The organism is Microbacterium sp. Beta, assembly GCF_005502545.1.
GTDB lineage: Bacteria > Actinomycetota > Actinomycetes > Actinomycetales > Microbacteriaceae > Microbacterium > Microbacterium oxydans.
In genome coordinates, this window is record NZ_SCOG01000029.1 from 27,287 (window position 1) to 43,694 (window position 16,408).

Consider the following 16,408-nt stretch of genomic DNA (forward strand, 5'->3'; position numbering starts at 1 on the left):
CGCTCCGCACGAGTAGCGGACCCTTTCGGACCTCAGCGACGGATGGTCGGAGTGGGGTAGCCCAGCATGCCCCATTCCGCGTAGGTGATCGGCCTGTTCACGGTGGGGCCCGCGTACCAGATGGTGGGGTCGCCATTGAACTTGTACAGCTGATCTCCGGGGAAGCGCATCGCGACCGTCGGAGTCGGATACCCCTCAGCCGCCCATTGCTTCTGAGTGATCGGCCCGCCCTTGCCCGCAGCGAAGTCTGTCAGGAAGGCGATGTTCCCATCCCAGGAGAGCTTCACGAAGCCCTGCGTCGAGCGTTTCTCGAACGGCTGGAACCCGGACGCCTGCCACTCCGCGTAGGTCAGCGCGTGTTTCACCCCGCCCGCGTCCTGTACGAAGATCTGCGACGACCCGGCCCACTGGTAGTAGACCGAGTCCTTGATCCAGCCGGCGATTCGCGGAGTTGGGCGCCCGACCCTGTTCCACTCGTCGAGTGTGAGGTGCCGCCAGATCCAGCGCGACTGAGGCGTGCCGAACATCGTGACGGCGCTGATCGTCGTCGACCAGGGGTATCTGACGTAGTCGGTCGGTGCGGAGAACGGAGGGGGAGAGCCGGCCGCCTGCCATTGGGCGAAGGTCAGCGGGATGATCGCCGAGGGCGTCACGGCCCACACGGTGTTGTCGTACCTCGTGACGTAGTACTTCACGGGCTCGCTGGGCTGTGTGGGACCCACCACGTAGTTCTCGAAGTCCACCGACGCGGCGAACCCCTGCTGCGACGGTGTGCCGTTGACCCAGAGTGAGACGTGCACATGGGCCCCGTACCCGTTCTCGCTGCCGAATCCGGAGGCGCCGGAGTATGCGATGACCTGCCCGCGCGTGACCCGTGTCCCGACGGCGACGATGCTCGACAACAGATGCAGATACCGGAGATAGTTTCCGTCGTCTGCGCGAAGGGCGAGGTATCGACCGGTCGCCGTCGACGTGGAGTCCTTGCGGTCGATGATCACACCGTCCGTCGCGGCCCTGACGGCGGTGCCGACCTCGACCGCGTAGTCCGTCCCCGGCTCCGCGGACGGGGGATTGCGGTTCTTGTGTCCCTGCCACGAATCGGAGATGCGAACATCGCCGCAGGGGCGGAGATAGGTTCCGGCGGCGGTGGCGCTCAGCCCTGGGGAGAGGACGTCCGCGCTGACCGCGGCTGCGCCGAGCAGGGTGCCCGCCCCGAAGAGCATGGCGCGCCGGGAGAGGGTCGGCTGTGGTCGCGGTGTCGGTGGCGAGTCATCTGCGTCCGTGCCGCACACTAGCGGTCGCCTCCCTCGTTCTCGCCTCGGATCAGCCGCTGGATCTGGTCTTCGGGCAGGTCGGTGATGGATCCGGAAGAGAGCTCGAGCACGGGAGCGGAAGGGGTGCCGCCGATCGTGCACAGTGAGTGCCCGTCGATTCCTCCAGTGTGAGCGGGGACGATCACGAGCCACTCCGGGTCGACCGTGCGGTGTTCGATCCGGGCACTGTCGAGGTCGAACCGGACGTCGGGAGCGAACGTCGACACGGTCGCATCGACACAGATCTGAGCCAGCTCGTCGTAGGTGAAGGCCCCGTAGTCCGCGTCATCGGTCGGCGGCGTCGGAGTGCTCGTGGGGTCGCCGGTCGGCTCGGGCTGGGGGGTCGAGGTCGCGGTGGCGGTGGGGGTGGGGGTGGCGGTGGACGTCGGTGCTGTCGGCTCCGCAGCACACCCGGCGGCAACGGTGGCCAGAGCGCCGAAGAGTGCGACGACCGCGATCAGACGTGTGGGGCGACGGGGATTCATACCTTCGAATGTAGCGGTCCGGGTCGCCCCTCGCGGGGATCTCGACCCGTCGCCGCGCGGAGTGTTCAGCGGAAATCGAGCACTTCATCGCCCCAGGAGGGGGTTGCGCCGGCGTGGCACAGGGTTAGCCTGAACGCGAGTACATCCGACGGACACATCCGCACAAGCACATCCGAACAAGCAAGGAGTATCCGCATGGCACACCGGATCGGCTACCTCATCGGAAGCCTCGCCCATGACTCGATCAACCGCGTCGTCGCGACCGCGCTCGTGAAGCTGGCCCCGCCAAGCCTGAAGATGGTCGAGATCCCGATCCGCGATCTGCCGCTGTACAACCGTGACGACGAACTCGATCCGGTCGCCGCCGTGACCACGTTCAAGCACGCGGTCGAGCGCGCGGAGGGGCTCCTGATCGTGTCGCCGGAGTACAATCGCTCGATCCCCGGCGCCCTGAAGAACGCGATCGACTGGGGGTCGCGGCCGTGGGGTCACAACTCGTTCGCCCGCAAGCCCACCGGCATCATCGGAGCCTCCACCGGCGCCATCGGCACCGCGGTGATGCAGTCCTCGATGCGCAGTGTGCTGAGCTTCCTCAACGCCCCTCAGCTGAACGCCCCCGAGGCGTATCTGACCTACCGTCCTGAGATGTTCGGCCCCGACGGCACGGTCGAGGATGCCGGCACGAAGAAGTTCCTCGAGCACTACATGGAGGAGTACGCCGCCTTCGTCGAACGCGTGCTCTCCCTCACGGCACCCGGCCACGTCGGCGACCAGGACTGAGCTTCGAGGCAGGAGTCAGCTTCCGGAGCGGGCGACTGCCGCCATGACTGCGGACAGACTCGCGGAGAGCACGGATCGTCCGCGGCCGGCCGACCACGCGCTTCCCGCCGAGGTGCGGTGCTCGAGCAATGTCAGAGCATCGCTCTCCGCCCCCGATCCGACGCTCGTCTGGTGGAGCCCGACGATGTTCACGCGCACGCCATGGGCGGAGAGCGCCGCAGTGAGAGCCTCGATCGGGCCGCCTTCACGGTGGACCGTCGTGTGCTCGCGGCCCTCGACCTGGAGTGTGATGCGCGTGCGTGGGTTCCCCTCGCCGTCGGCGGAGTCGTAGGAGATGAGGCAGATCCCGGAATCACTGCCCGAAACGGCGCGGAGGTAGACCGCTTCGAAGACGTCCCACAACTCTGCCGCCGTGACCTCGGCTCCGGTCGCGTCGGTGTGCCGTTGCACGTGCCGGGCGAAGTCGATCTGCAGGCGCCGAGGCAGCTCGACCCCGTACTCGCTCTCCAGCAGATATGCGATACCTCCCTTGCCCGACTGCGAGTTGACGCGGATCACGGCGTCGTAGTCGCGACCGATGTCCGCGGGGTCGATCGGCAGATAGGGGACCCGCCACTCGATCTCCCTCTCATCGCGGTCCTCCGCGGCGGCGCGGGCGCGGTGCTCGGCGAAGCCCTTCTTGATCGCATCCTGGTGCGTGCCGCTGAACGCCGTGTGCACCAGATCGCCGACGTAGGGGTGGCGGGCGTGCACCGCGATCCGGTTGCAGTGCTCGACGGTGCGGCGGATCTCGTCGATGTCGGAGAAGTCGATCATGGGATCCACGCCCTGCGCGTGGAGGTTCAGCGCGAGCGTCGCGATGTCGACGTTGCCCGTGCGCTCGCCGTTTCCCAAGATGCAGCCCTCCACCCGCTGCGCTCCGGCCAGCACCGCGAGCTCGGCGCAGGCGATACCCGTCCCGCGGTCGTTGTGGGGATGCACGGAGAGGATCACGGAGTCACGGCGTGCGAGGTTCTTGTGCATGTACTCGATCTGATCCGCGTACACGTTCGGGGTGGCGATCTCGACCGTCGCCGGCAGATTGAGGATCACCGGCCGCTCGGGGGTGGCCTGCCACAGCTCGGTCATCGCATCGCAGATGTCGATCACGTAGTCGGGTTCGGTCAGGTTGAACACCTCGGGGGAGAACTCGAAGCGCACGTTCGGCAGATGCTCGGCGAGCTCCCACACGTCGCGGCCGCCGGAGAGGATGAGCTGCTTCAGCTCCTCGGGCTCGTGCCCCAGCACCAGGCTGCGCCACGCGGGGGCTGTCGCGGTGTACATGTGGATCACGACCTGGTTGGCGATGCCGCGGATCGAGTCGACCGTCCGCTCGATGAGATCGCGGCGCGCGGGGGTGAACACCACGATCGTCACGTCCTCCGGCGCGATGTCGCTGTCCGCGATCAGCCGCACGAAGTCGTAGTCGGTCTGTGACGCCGACGGGTATCCCACTTCGATCTCCTTGTACCCCATCCGCACCATCAGCTCGAAGAACCGGCGCTTGCGGGCTGGATCCATCGGCTCGGCGAGAGCCTGGTTGCCATCGCGCAGGTCGACCGGCACCCACAGCGGGGCGGCCGTGAGTCGATGGGTGGGCCAGTCCCGCTCGGTAAGCGGCACCTCGACGCGTGAGTAGACGTCGCGGTAGCGGTGCGAGGGCATCGGCGAGTTCTTCTGTCGGTTCCAGGCGGGAGCGCCGTCGATGCCGGCGGCGGAGTCATGGATGGGCGATGTCGTGGTCATGGTGATGCGGCGTCCTTCTCGGAGAGGGGCGACCGGCACACTCGACCCCACGGCGGGGTGCCGGTCCGGCTACGCCCCGCCGTGGCGGCGAAGAAGGAGGTGCTCTGACGAGAACATGGCTAGACTGTAGCAGAACTCCTCAGACAAGTAGACGAGAGGCCACGCGAATGGCACAGGTGAGACGGGCGCCGCTGGCGGACCAGGCGGCCGAGCTGCTGTGGCGACGCATCACGGACGGGGAATGGGCGCTGGGGGAGAAGCTCCCCGGCGAGACGACGCTCGCCCTGCAGCTCGGCGTCGGTCGATCCACCGTGCGCGAGGCGATCCGGCAGCTCGCCGGGCGCGGAGTGCTGGCTTCGCGACAGGGGGCTGGAGTCTATGTGACCGCGCTCGAAGCCCCGGAGGACTGGGATGCTGTCCTGCGCAAGGCCGACATCGTCGCGGTGATCGAGGCACGCATCGCGATCGAGACGGAGGCCGCCGCGCTCGCCGCCGCGAGACGCACTCCCGCGGATCTGCGCAGCATCCGCCGTGCTCTCGCCGATCGCGCCGCGCACCGCTCCCATATCGAGGCACACGTCGACGCCGACACCGCCTTTCATCGGACGATCGTGGCCGCCGCGCACAACCCGGTGCTCCTCGACCTGTTCGACAGCTTCACCCCGCGGTTGCGTGAAGCCATGGTCGAGATGCTCCGCATTCGGCGGTCGTTCGGGGACGACACCGACCAGGACGCGCACGCCGAGCAGGTGGAAGCCATCGCCGACCACGACGAAGCTGCCGCAGCCGAACGTAGTCGGGCTCATCTCCTCACCCTTCGCGAGGCGCTGTCGTGATGTCGGCGAAGGGTCTCGACGGCTCCGGCCCCCGCGACGTCCTCGCGCTGAGGGGCGTCGACGTCGTCCGCAACGCGCGGCAGATCCTGACCGGCATCGACCTCACCGTCAGGCAGGGCGAGCACTGGGCCGTCATCGGGCCGAACGGAGCGGGTAAGAGCACGATCCTGAGCATGTGCGGTGCGCAGGCGCACCCGACCAGAGGTTCTGTCCACGTGCTCGGACAGCAGCTCGGACGCGTCGAGATCCGACAGCTGCGGGAGTCCATCGGTCACGTGAATCCGCGTCACCCGCTGCGCTCGCCGCTGACGGTGCGAGAGGTCGTGCTCACCGGAGCGACGGGGACCACGGAGATGATGAACAGATGGGAGCCCTCCCCGGCGATCCTGGCGCGCGTCGAGCACCTCATGGCGCTGCTGGGTCTCGAGGCGATCGAGGCCGCAACGTGGCCCACCATGTCCCAGGGAGAGCGCGGAAGAGCCCTCATCGCTCGCGCGTTGCTTGCCGACCCCGCGCTCCTTCTCCTCGACGAGCCCTCGACGGGTCTGGACGTCGCGGCGAGGGAGCAGTTCCTCGAGACGCTCGATCTGCTGCACAGCACGCAGCCCGAACTCGCCACCGTCCTCGTGACGCATCACCTGGAGGAGCTGCCCCGGTCGACCACGCATGCGGCACTGATCGCGAAGGGGGAGATCGTTGCCAAGGGGCAGGCCGACGCCGTGCTCACGACACCCCTGGTGACGGCGGCGTTCGCATACCCCATACGGATCGAGCGGCGCGAGGAGCGCTGGCAGGCCCTCACCGGTCGCGTCCTCGTCGGGTGAGGTCGGAGCGTCGCTTCGCCGGAGCACGATGAGCTCGCTGGTGGATCGGGTCATGGACACGTAGCGGTCCACGGCGCCGGTCACGTTGCGTCCTAACTGATCGGGATGGACCAGCACGACCAGGTCGAACTCCAGGCCCTTCGCACCCTCGGGCGTCAGGGATCGCACGCGCGCGGTCGGGGCGAAGTCGGGGGCGCCGATCACGCACGCCACGCCGTCCGGATGCGCGTCGACCCAAGCCTCCAGCAGGCGCGGGAGTGCGGCGACGACGTCATGACGCACCGGCATTCCGCTCTCGCGCACCGAGGACGGGACGTTCGCGTCGGGGATCGCCGCGAGGATCTCCGGAGCAGCGGCCTCCATCACCTCGGTCGGCGTCCGGTAGTTCACCCCCAGATGAGAGATCCTGACGTCGCGGAGTCCGACGCGGGCGAGTCGGGCCTCCCAGCTCTCGGTGAATCCGTGACGTGCCTGCGCGCGGTCTCCCACGATCGTGAAGCTCCTCGAAGGGCAGCGGGCGATGAGCATCCGCCACTCCGCGTCGGTGAGCTCCTGTGCCTCGTCGACGACGATGTGTCCGAACGGCCCGGACAGCTCGTCGGGTCGCAGCGCGGGGGGAGCGTCGACACCGAGCAGCACATTCCGTGCGTCCTGGCCCCGCAGCATCGACATCACCTTCATCTCGCTGTCGTCGTCCTCGATGAGGTGGTCGACCACGTGGGAGATCTGTTCCTGGGCGGAAGCGATCACGGCCTGGCGTCGGTGCTCCTCGCGGACGGTATCGGGGTCGCCGATGCGGCGGCGCGCGGCGTCCAGGAACGGGAGGTCCGACACGGTCCAGGCCGTCGACTCGTCCCGCTGCAGGAGTGCTATCTCCTCCGGTGACAGCTCCGGCGCACAATGCCGCAGGAATTCGGGTGAGCTCCACAGTCGTGCGACGACCGATGTCGGGGACAGCATCGGCCAGGCGCGCATGAACGTCCTGGTGAGTTCCTCGTCCTGACGCAGCCACCTCCGCACCATGTGGGGCGGCGCATCCTCGTCGTCCACCTGGTCCGTCAGCAGCTCGAGGATCTCCTCCCACACCTCGTCGCGTGCCTCGTTGTGCGAGATGGCAGGGTCGGCGTTCGAGAACAGTTCAGCCCATTCGTCGCGACTCAGCCACAGGTCGGCCCACGGCGATTCCAGACGCATGGCGTGATGCGGCGGGCGCTCGAACCACCTCGCGGCAGCGTCGAGCAGCGAGACGGGGTCGAGCGAGCCCTTCAGCCGCGCCACTCGGGCGTCGTGTTCGGCGCTCCGCTCGCCGGAGGCCGAGGCTCCCTCCGGGACGAGGTCGCGGATGGTCGCCAGTCGCACGGTGTCCTCGCCGAGGCTGGGAAGCACGTCCTCGACGTATGCGAGATAGTGCGCATGAGGGCCGATCAGCAGCATGCCGCCCGCACTCTGCGTGAGGCGCGGCTCCGCGTAGAGGAGTTGGGCGGCGCGGTGCAGTGCCACGACGGTCTTGCCCGTGCCCGGGCCGCCGTCGACGACGAGAGCTCCCCTGGACGAGGTGCGGATGATCGCATCCTGGTCGGCCTGGATGGTCGCGAGCACGTCGCGCATCCTGGCCGTGCGATGAGTTCCGAGGCTGGCGATGAACGCGGATTGATCGTCGAGGGAGGCCGCGCCGTCGAACGCCGCGTCGCTCAGCGCCTCATCCCAGTAGTCACGGATGCGTCCGTCGGTCCAGCGGTAGCGACGTCGGGAGATCACACCGCGCGGATGCTCGAGGGTCGCCGCGAAGTACGGCTCTGCGGCAGGAGTACGCCAGTCGATGAGGAGCCGGGACCCGTCCGCGTCCGCGAGGCCGGTGCGGCCGATGTACCGATGTTCGCCATCGTCGAGGGTCATCCGGCCGAGGCAGATGTCGAGGCCGAAGCGCTCGAGCACGCGAAGGCGTCCGCTCAGTCGGCGGATCTCCAGGTCCCGGTCGACGACGGCATCTCCGAGGTCCGCTTCCCGGCGGCGCGCTTGCGTCAGTCGCGAGATCACATCTGCGCGCTGCAGCTCGAGAGCGTTGGCGATCCTCCGGAGATGCTCGCGGTCATCGGCGATCAGTTCCGGAGCGGCTTTCGCGCGCAGATCGTCCGCGAGGTGGAACGGGTCGAAAGGCATGGATCTCCTTCACGCCGGGCGTCATTCGCACGAGCGAGGGTCGATTCTGCCTCAGGGTGGGGGCCTTGCGGCAAGCCCCCACCTCGGCGATATCCTGGAAATGCGCAGGAGAGGTGCTCTTCGCCCTAGCTCTCGTACACGGTGCGTCCGGCGATCACGGTCTGCGATATGCGTGTCCCCAGCAGGAGGGCAGGATCGCCCGCGAACGGGTCGGTGTCGATCACCACGAAGTCAGCGGCGTATCCGACCGCGATGCGGCCGCGCCAGGTGCCGTCGCCGATCGATGCCGCGGCGTCCCTGGTGGCGTGCGCGATGGCCCGTTCCAGCGGAAGTGCCTGAGTCGGGTCGACGGCCGGCACACCCGGAACCAGCGCCGAGGCACGTGTGGCGGCGACGTACATGTTCGCGAGCGCCTCGTAGGGGGCGGTCGGCGCATCGGTCGAGAAGGCGAGGAGTGCTCCTGCTTCGTCGTACTCCGACCACGCGAACGCGCGGGCGACGCGATCGTCGCCGATCTGCGCCGCCCAGTTCGCGAAGATCGCGGGGTCGGCGTGCACGGGCTGCATGGAGGCCGTCACCCCGAGCCGCGCCATCCGCCCGGCGGTTCCCGGCGCGGCGTACTCGAGGTGCTCGATGCGGTGCCGACGTGGGCGGTCGCCGTTCACCGCGACGGCGTGCTCGATCGCATCGAGGGCGAGTGCGCTCGCGGCGTCGCCGATCGCGTGCATCGCGATCTGAAGTCCCGCCGCGTCCGCCGCCGCGACCACCGGCAGCAGCCGCGCGGCCGGCCAGATCGGCTCGGCGTTCGAGCCGTCGGCGTAGGCAGCTCCCATGGCGGCAGTGCACGCGTCGATCGTGCCGTCGAGCACGAGTTTTATCCCGACGACGCGAACACCCGCCGTCGACGCCGATGCGTGCGCCGACGCCTGAGCGACCTGCGCGAGGTTCGCCGCATCGTCTCCGCTGTTCGCGACGAACCAGTGCGCGGCGACGCGCAGGGGCAGCTCGCCGCGTTCGGCTGCCCTTTCGAGCGCAGCGAGTCCGAGCTCGTCGAACGCCATGTCGACGGCCCCCGTCACGCCGGCGGAGAGGTAGGCGGACACGACCCGTGCGACTGCCGCATCCCGCTGAGCGTCCGTCGTGGAGGCGTCGCGCTGCGCCCACGCGTACTGCTGTGCGGCGGTCTCATAGAGCATCCCCGTCGGCTCGCCGGACGCGTCGCGGGCGATGCGTCCGCCGAGCGGGTCGGGGGTGTCCCGCGTGATCCCCAGCTCGCGCAGCGCCGCCGTGTTCACCCAACAGGAGTGGTAATCGTTGGCATCGAGGTAGACGGGGATGTCGGCGACGACGGCATCGATCATCGTCGCGGTCGGCTCCCCGTCGGGGATCGCGTCGAACAGCCAGCCGCGTCCGCGCAGTACTCCCGACGTGGTGCGGCGGGCCTCGTCCAACCGGCGTTGGATCTCCTCGAGCGATGCGGCGTCGGTGAGTCCGACCTGTCCGAGCGCCTCGCCCATCATGAGCAGGTGGGTGTGCGCGTCGGTGAACCCCGGAAGGACGACGCGTCCTCCGAGATCGACCTCCGCGTCGGCGTGCGGGGCTTCCGCCTCGGAGCCCACGTGGATGAACTCCTCGCCGTCGACGACGATGGCCTCCGCCCAGCGGGACTCGTCTCCCGTGAAGATCCGGGCGTTGCGATAGAGGGTGCGGGTCATGCGGTGGTCTCCTGAGAGGTCATGCGTTCCAGACGCGTCGATAGGAGGGCGATCGCCCCGGCGGGTACGGCGAGGACGAAGCTCGCGATGCCGAGGGCGACCGCGAATCCCTGATAGCCGAGAACGCCGACGAGGGCTGCGCCGATGACGGGGGTGAGGGCCGACCCGACGAGGTACACCGCGAGCAGGGGGCCCGACCAGCGGCCGTCGGCATCCAGGGCCGCCGATGTCGACACGAAGTACATGAAGGCGATCGCGTACACCGAGTTCCAGGCGATGAAGGTCACGATGAACGTGGTGGGATCGGTCACGAAGCCCTCCACGATCTTGAGCGCACCGCCGGCGACGAGCAGGATCACGAGCGGTACCGCGCGCCCGAGACGTGCCCCCACGATCATGAGGAGCAGCGAACCGAGCAGTCCGCCGGCCGTCGCGCCGCTCAGCGCGATGCCGAGTCCCTCCGGCGTCAATCCGGCCTGTTCCGCACCCATCACGCCCGCCATGGCCCACAGCGAGTCCTCGCTGGCCGCCCACAGCGCGAACACCAGCAGGAGGCCGACGCCGGCCGCGGTGACGGTCCGTGTGCGGGTGGGGGACGTCCTGACCGTCCCAGTCGGCGGCACCTCGATCGGCATCGCCTCGGCGACGGCTGCTCCGGCCTGCGGGGCGACGACGGGGGCGGCGGGCAGCCAGGCGGTGGCGACGAGCCCGATCAGGGAGAACAGGGCGAGCGCGCCGAACACATCGATCGGCGCGAGGCCGATCAGGGGGATGACGGCGAGCACCACGGTGATGACGCCCCGGTTCGCGAGTCCGTTGAAGCCGGCGACCCGGTCCGGGTTGCGGAACGCGGCGAGCGCTGCGCCCGACGCGGCGACCGCTCCGCCCGCTCCGACGCCGCCGAGGAGGAGGCCGGGGAGCATGGCGGCGGGTGCGAGTGCGGCGGTCGCGAAGCCGACGACGGCGAGACCTAGTCCCGCGCGGGCCACGGTTCGGCGATGCGTGCCGGCGCACAGCGGAGCGATCGCCAGTCCGGTCACGGCGGTGAGCAGGAGTGTCGCGGTCACGAGCCAGCTGGCGGCGAGCACGTCGAGGCCGAGGCCGGTCTGGGCGGCCGTGATCATGTACGGCGACAGGTTGACGCCCAGGTACCCGGCGATGCCGATCGCGAAGGTCGCGGCCGCTGTCGGGAAGCGGAGAGGGATTCTGGTGCGGAGATCGAGCGTGGTCATGGAGCTCCAAGGGGAGTCGGCACGGCATTGTGCGCGGGGAGGGGAGACAACGGGTGTGCGTCGGATGGGGCACGAGTTCATAAACGAATGGTGTTCGTAAACGAATGGTGTTCATTATTATGCACAGGAGGGGGTTCTTGCGGAACCCCCGAACTCACGACCGGTCCGCCGGAGAAAGCGAGCCCCCGATGCCGAGGCCCTCCACACCGCTCCTGTCTCCGGAGATCATCGGCGCCGCGGGCCTCGCTCTCGCGAGAGGCGGCCGGCCCTTCGGGGTCAATGCCATAGCCCGCGAGCTCGGCGTGCGCCCCTCGTCGCTGTACAACCATGTCGACGGCATGGACGGGATACTCGAACTCATCCGCGGGCAGCTCGTGCAGGGATACCTCGTGCAGTGGGACGGCGAACCCTGGGATGTCTTCGTGCTCGCGGTGCTGCGAACCCAGCGCCGGATGTATGCCGACCATCCGCAGCTCGTTCCATTGCTCGTGGGGAAGACGATCACGCATCCGGCCGTCATCGCCGCATACGACGACCTCGCCTCGGCGCTCGTCGACGGCGGTTTCCCCGAGGACGAGGTGCTTTCGGTGATCGCCGTCATCGACGCCTTCGCGATCGGCTTCGGTCTCGATCTCGCATCGCCTGACGAGATCTGGCAGCCGGGGGAGCCGACCCGCACGCTCGGACGCCTCATCGACGGGGCCGAGCGGGGGAGCGCCCGCTCCGATCGCACCTTCGAGCTCGGGGCTGACCTTCTCCTGGAATCCCTGCGCACACGACTTGCGCGCTGATCGCCGGAGGTGCACGATCGCCGAGGCGATGCGAAGGATGCCGTGGATCGAGTCCAGCGCAGTGCAGTGCAGTGGGGAGATTTGCCCTCTCGATGACCCGCCCCAGACGGTGCCGCCGAGAGGGCTCACCGCCCTTCCCGGACGGTAGGGGAGGCGGCGAAGGTCTCGCTGCGCTCACGGCTGATTTCCCCAGGTCATCAGCCTCGTAGCCCCCGCTACGAGAGCAGAATATCGCTTAATCGGCTTGTCCGCCATTTGGGGGACAAAGAAATTTTCGAATTCGGGTAGCGGGGACTCGCTGTTGTCTTCCTCTGGTGCTTCTCTAGGGTGGACTCATGGACAGACTGCTCGTGCTCACCGCTCAGGTCGCCATCCCCCACGGCCATCGCATCGACGTGACGGAGCAGGTCGATCCGCTCACCGATGAGCCGGTGGTCCTCGCCATCGTCGACCTCGACACCGGCATCCGCTACCGACGCGAAGAGGACCCGAGTGGCGACTTCTCCCGCTGGATCGGGCGGGTGCTGAGGTGCACGGTCACCATCGGGGGCGCAGGAGCGCACACCACTCTGCTCGTCGATCCCCTCGGTCCCGGGTACACCGGTGCCAAGGTGGCTCTCCACGAAGCCGATGCCGCTGCCGATGCCGCCAAGGCCGAAGCGGACCGGTGGGGCGGAGCCGATCGCCCGCCGGCAGAGGAGCCGGAGCGCTTCTGGTGAACCCGGCACGCATCGTCACCGGAAGTCTCTGGAGCGATGCGTGAGACCGGTGCGCAGATCCTCGAACCCATCGGCCAGCACATTGACCACGCCCTCGGCCGATCGTTCCAGGATGCCGCGGATGATGAGCGCCGGTGAGTCTCGGGCCACGCGGCGGTAGCGGTTCCAGACCCCGGCCGAGCAGACGACGTTCACCAGCCCGCTCTCGTCCTCGAGGTTCACGAAGGTGATCCCGGAAGCCGTGGCCGGTCGTTGACGATGGGTGACGAGCCCGGCGACCTCGATGCGTCGACCCGCCTCGTGCCTCTGCAGGTCGACCGCTGTCAGCACGCCGCGAGCGCGCAGAGCCTCCCGGAAGTGCGTCAGGGGATGGTCGTCGGTCGACACCCCGGTCGCCCACAGGTCGGCGGAGAGTCGCTCGTAGCTGCTCTGATCGGCGAACAGGGGCGGCTGCACCGCGACCGTGGTCCCGGGGAGGAAACGGGAGCGATCCTCGGCGGCGGCTCCCGCCATCCAGATGGCCTCCCGGCGTTCCAGGCCCAGACAGTCGAAGGCCCCGGCGGTGGCGAGTGCCTCCAGCTGGGCGGCCGTGGCATCCGTGCGTCTGACCAGGTCGTTCAGGTCCCGATAGAGGCCGTTCGCTTCGCGCTCGGCGACGATCTTCTCGGCCATCGCCATGCCGATCCCACGGATGCCGCCGAGCCCCAGCCGCACAGCGGACCCGCTGTCTCTGCGGTGCGCGGCGGATTCATCCGCGGCAGACCTGTCGAAGCGCAGGACCGGCGGCTGAGGGACGCTCAGGCACGGATCCTGGCCGGTCGGCCCTCTCGGGGTGTCCGAGGAGAGCGGCTCCAGCAGCTCCATCGCACCGGAGAGATGCAGATCGGGGCGGCGCACTTCCACTCCGTGCCGTCGGGCATCCGCGGTCAGGGTCGCGGCGGAGTAGAAGCCCATGGGCTGCGAGCGCAGGAGTCCCGCGAGGAACGCGGCGGGGTAGTGCAGCTTCAACCAGGAGCTGGCATAGACGAGGAGTGCGAACGACAGCGAGTGCGATTCGGCGAAACCGAAGTTGGAGAACGCCTGGATCTGCGCATAGATGCGATCCGCCGCCTCGTCGACGAGCCCGCGCCTCGCCATCCCCGCATACAGCTTGTCCCTGACCTTCTCGATCTTCTCGAGGCCCCGTTTGGAGCCCATGGCCCGGCGCAGCAGATCGGCTTCGTCCGCTGTGCAGTCGCCCACGGCGGTGGCCATCTGGATGAGCTGTTCCTGGAAGATCGGGATGCCCAGCGTGCGCTTCAGGATGTCCTCCAGATCGCTGTGCGGGTAGGGGATGGTGAACTCCACCGGCGGTTCCCCCCGCGACACCCGTTCCCGGTTCTCCTCGTCGACGCGGTCCTTCGCCATCTTGCGCCGGACGAACGGGTGCACGGCCCCGCCCTGGATGGGGCCGGGCCGGATGAGGGCGATCTGGATGGCGAGGTCGTAGAAGCTCCGCGGTTGCAGGCGGGGGAGCAACCCTATCTGTGCGCGGGATTCCACCTGGAAGACGCCGATCGAGTCCGCGCGGCAGAGCATGTCGTAGACGCCGGCCTCCTCCTTCGGGATCGTCTCGAGCGTCCACTCCTCACCCGTGGTCTCCCGGATCAGGTCGAAGCAGTGCTGGAGGGCGGCGAGCATCCCGAGTCCCAGCAGATCGAACTTCACCAACCCCATGAAGGCGGCATCGTCCTTGTCCCACTGGATGACCGTGCGGTTCTCCATGCGGGCGTGCTCCACAGGAACGACCTCTCCGACGGGGCGCGCGGTGAGCACCATGCCCCCGGAGTGGATGCCGAGATGTCGTGGCGCCTTCAGCAGCTCTCCGGCGTAGGCGAGCACGTTCTCGGGGATGTCGTGCCCCTCTGCGGGTTCCAGTCCCGCTCCCCAGCCGTCGACCTGGCGGGACCAGGCATCCTGCTGGCCCGGGGAGTGACCGAGAGCCCTGGCCATGTCGCGCACCGCATTCTTGGGGCGGTACTGGATGACGTTCGCCACCTGGGCAGCCCGCTCCCTCCCGTACTCCGCGTACACCCACTGGATGATCTCCTCACGGCGGTCGGAGTCGAAGTCGACGTCGATGTCCGGCTCCTCCGTCCGCGTGGTCGCGAGGAACCGCTCGAAGGGCAGACGGTAGAGGATCGGATCGACCGCGGTGATGCCCAGCAGGTAGCAGACCGCGCTCGCCGCAGCCGACCCCCTGCCCTGGCAGAGGATGCCGCGCCTCCGGGCCTCCGCGACGATGCCGTGCACGATCAGGAAGTACCCGGGGAAGTCCTTCTCCTCGATCACGTCGAGCTCGCGGGCGATCCGGTGCCGGCCGTCATCGTCCAGTCGTGGATACTTCGACGGCACGGCCTCCCACACCAGGTGACGCAGCCAGGTCATCGGAGTGTGCCCCTCCGGAACCTTCTGCTGCGGCAGGGCCGGTCGAGCCAGGCGAAGCGGGAAGGCCGAGGCCGCGGCCAGCTCGAGCCCGTACGAGATCGCCCCGGGGTGCCGCTGGAAGCGCGCCGACATCTCCGCACCGCTGCGCAGATGCGCCCCTCCGTGCGCGGGCAGCCAGCCGTCGAGCTCGTCCATGCTGCGCACCGCGCGGACCGCGGCCACGGCCTCGGCGAGCGGCGCCTGTGCCGGTGTGGCGTAGTGCACGTTGTTGGTCGCGACCACCGGCAGCCGCATCCGACGCGCCAGGTCGGCGAGAGCGTCGTTGCGTCGAGTGTCGAGGGGGTCGCCGTGATCGAAGAGCTCGACGACGACGTTGTCGCTTCCGAACAGGTCGACGAGCGACCGCAGCGGCGTGCCCGCGTCCCCCGCTTCGAGTCCGCGACGCACGGCGCCCTTCCGGCATCCGGTCAGGATCGTCCAGTGCCCGTCCGCGCGTGCCACGAGATCGTCCAGGTCGTAGACCGGGCGCCCCTTCTCACCTCCCCGCAGCTGCGCAGAAGTGATCGCCCCCGAGAGTCGGTGATATCCCTCCATGCCTCGTGCGAGGACCAGCAGGTGCTCGCCTGCGGGATCCGCGGAACCCCGTTGCGGCGCCGGCAGGTCGAGCGACAGCTCTGCCCCGAACACCGTCTGCAGCGGGCTCTCCATGAGATCGGCCACCTCGGCGAAGCGCGCGGCTCCGTAGAAGCCGTCGTGGTCGGTGAGGGCGAGAGCGGTCAGGCCGAGTCGCTCGGCCTCTGCGAGGAGGTCTTCGGGGGACGACGCCCCGTCGAGGAACGAGTACGACGAATGAGCATGCAACTCGGCGTAGGGGACCGCGTCCGCGGGACGGGGGACGGCGACGGGGGGAGTGCGCTTGCGCCGGCGGCTCACCGGTCCCGGATCCGTCCGCTGCCCTCGTGGCTCGGCGACCGGGGGGCGCGACTCCTCGCCGCTGAGGGTGCGCTCCAGATCGTTCCAGGACAGGGGCGGATTGTGCCAGCCCATCAGCGGTACCTCCCCTCGGCCCACCAGCGCTCGCCGGTGCAGAACACCAACCACGCACGGTCGTCGTCGTCGACGATCTGGAGCCGGTGTCCCTGCTTCCCACCCCCTGGCGCCCAGCGTCGTTCGTGCACGGGCCAGGGTCCTGCCCAGGCCTGCACGGCGGATCCGTCGATGCGGGCGGGGTCGTTCGAGAGCGAACCCCGCTCATCGACGCTGATGGTGCTCTCGTCCGCAGCGACCACGCCGATGGGTCTCGGCGGTCGGAAGACCTCGGCCGGCAGGGGGTCGGGAAGG

At 68.9% G+C, this 16,408-nt stretch carries 11 protein-coding genes and 2 pseudogenes; 5 read left to right on the top strand and 8 right to left on the bottom strand.

Translation table 11 applies throughout. The annotated features are described in order from the left end of the window. Positions 1 to 32: 32 nt before the first annotated feature. Together FFS56_RS18430 and FFS56_RS18435 are read right to left on the bottom strand one after the other, a co-directional pair. A complete protein-coding gene (locus FFS56_RS18430; protein ID WP_046749363.1) occupies positions 33 to 1,223 on the bottom strand; it encodes a M23 family metallopeptidase in 1,191 nt (396 codons plus the stop codon). 68 nt (positions 1,224 to 1,291) lie between these two features. After that, positions 1,292 to 1,798: a hypothetical protein gene (locus FFS56_RS18435; RefSeq protein WP_127012052.1), complete on the bottom strand. Its 507-nt coding sequence runs from the start codon at positions 1,796 to 1,798 to the stop codon at positions 1,292 to 1,294. A 195-nt stretch (positions 1,799 to 1,993) separates the two neighbouring features. Here FFS56_RS18435 and FFS56_RS18440 point away from each other — a divergent pair, with 195 nt between their 5' ends. Then, positions 1,994 to 2,578, top strand: coding sequence for an NADPH-dependent FMN reductase (locus tag FFS56_RS18440; protein WP_046749361.1), 585 nt, complete (start codon positions 1,994 to 1,996; stop codon positions 2,576 to 2,578). Between the two features lie 15 nt (positions 2,579 to 2,593). On the opposite strand, the gene FFS56_RS18445 is transcribed toward FFS56_RS18440, so the two are convergent. Next, positions 2,594 to 4,363 carry a 2-isopropylmalate synthase gene (locus FFS56_RS18445; protein ID WP_208644302.1) on the bottom strand — a complete coding sequence of 590 codons (1,770 nt, stop codon included), beginning with the start codon at positions 4,361 to 4,363 and terminating at the stop codon, positions 2,594 to 2,596. A gap of 167 nt (positions 4,364 to 4,530) precedes the next feature. Between FFS56_RS18445 and FFS56_RS18450 the strand changes: the two genes are divergently transcribed. Further along, positions 4,531 to 5,199 carry an FCD domain-containing protein gene (locus FFS56_RS18450; RefSeq protein WP_046749359.1) on the top strand — a complete coding sequence of 223 codons (669 nt, stop codon included), beginning with the start codon at positions 4,531 to 4,533 and terminating at the stop codon, positions 5,197 to 5,199. Further along, positions 5,199 to 6,023 (top strand): ATP-binding cassette domain-containing protein, encoded by an 825-nt coding sequence (locus FFS56_RS18455; protein ID WP_127012949.1) that lies wholly within the window; start codon positions 5,199 to 5,201, stop codon positions 6,021 to 6,023. Before FFS56_RS18450 ends, FFS56_RS18455 begins: the two co-directional genes overlap by 1 nt. Positions 6,024 to 6,053: 30 nt before the next feature. Here FFS56_RS18455 and helR read toward each other — a convergent pair. From helR to FFS56_RS18470, 3 genes and pseudogenes are all read right to left on the bottom strand, one after another. Then, a pseudogene (gene helR / locus FFS56_RS18460) lies at positions 6,054 to 8,183 on the bottom strand (RNA polymerase recycling motor ATPase HelR); the annotation flags it as partial. 125 nt (positions 8,184 to 8,308) lie between these two features. Further along, positions 8,309 to 9,898, bottom strand: coding sequence for an amidohydrolase (locus FFS56_RS18465; protein WP_046749356.1), 1,590 nt, complete (start codon positions 9,896 to 9,898; stop codon positions 8,309 to 8,311). Beyond that, the gene (locus FFS56_RS18470) at positions 9,895 to 11,130 is read right to left on the bottom strand and encodes an MFS transporter (protein WP_127012054.1); all 1,236 of its coding nucleotides are present in this window, start codon (positions 11,128 to 11,130) and stop codon (positions 9,895 to 9,897) included. Before FFS56_RS18470 ends, FFS56_RS18465 begins: the two co-directional genes overlap by 4 nt. 188 nt (positions 11,131 to 11,318) lie before the next feature. Between FFS56_RS18470 and FFS56_RS18475 the strand changes: the two genes are divergently transcribed. Together FFS56_RS18475 and FFS56_RS18480 are read left to right on the top strand one after the other, a co-directional pair. Continuing rightward, complete coding sequence (locus FFS56_RS18475; protein ID WP_061017096.1) at positions 11,319 to 11,921, top strand: TetR/AcrR family transcriptional regulator C-terminal domain-containing protein; 603 nt, start codon at positions 11,319 to 11,321, stop codon at positions 11,919 to 11,921. Positions 11,922 to 12,256: 335 nt separating this feature from the next. Further along, complete coding sequence (locus tag FFS56_RS18480) at positions 12,257 to 12,640, top strand: hypothetical protein (protein ID WP_046749353.1); 384 nt, start codon at positions 12,257 to 12,259, stop codon at positions 12,638 to 12,640. Between the two features lie 15 nt (positions 12,641 to 12,655). Here FFS56_RS18480 and FFS56_RS18485 read toward each other — a convergent pair whose 3' ends face one another. Together FFS56_RS18485 and FFS56_RS18490 are read right to left on the bottom strand one after the other, a co-directional pair. Then, positions 12,656 to 16,114, bottom strand: coding sequence for an error-prone DNA polymerase (locus FFS56_RS18485; RefSeq protein ID WP_127012055.1), 3,459 nt, complete (start codon positions 16,112 to 16,114; stop codon positions 12,656 to 12,658). Continuing rightward, positions 16,114 to 16,408, bottom strand: a pseudogene (locus FFS56_RS18490) (DNA polymerase Y family protein); the annotation flags it as partial. The pseudogene FFS56_RS18490 and the gene FFS56_RS18485, both read right to left, overlap by 1 nt.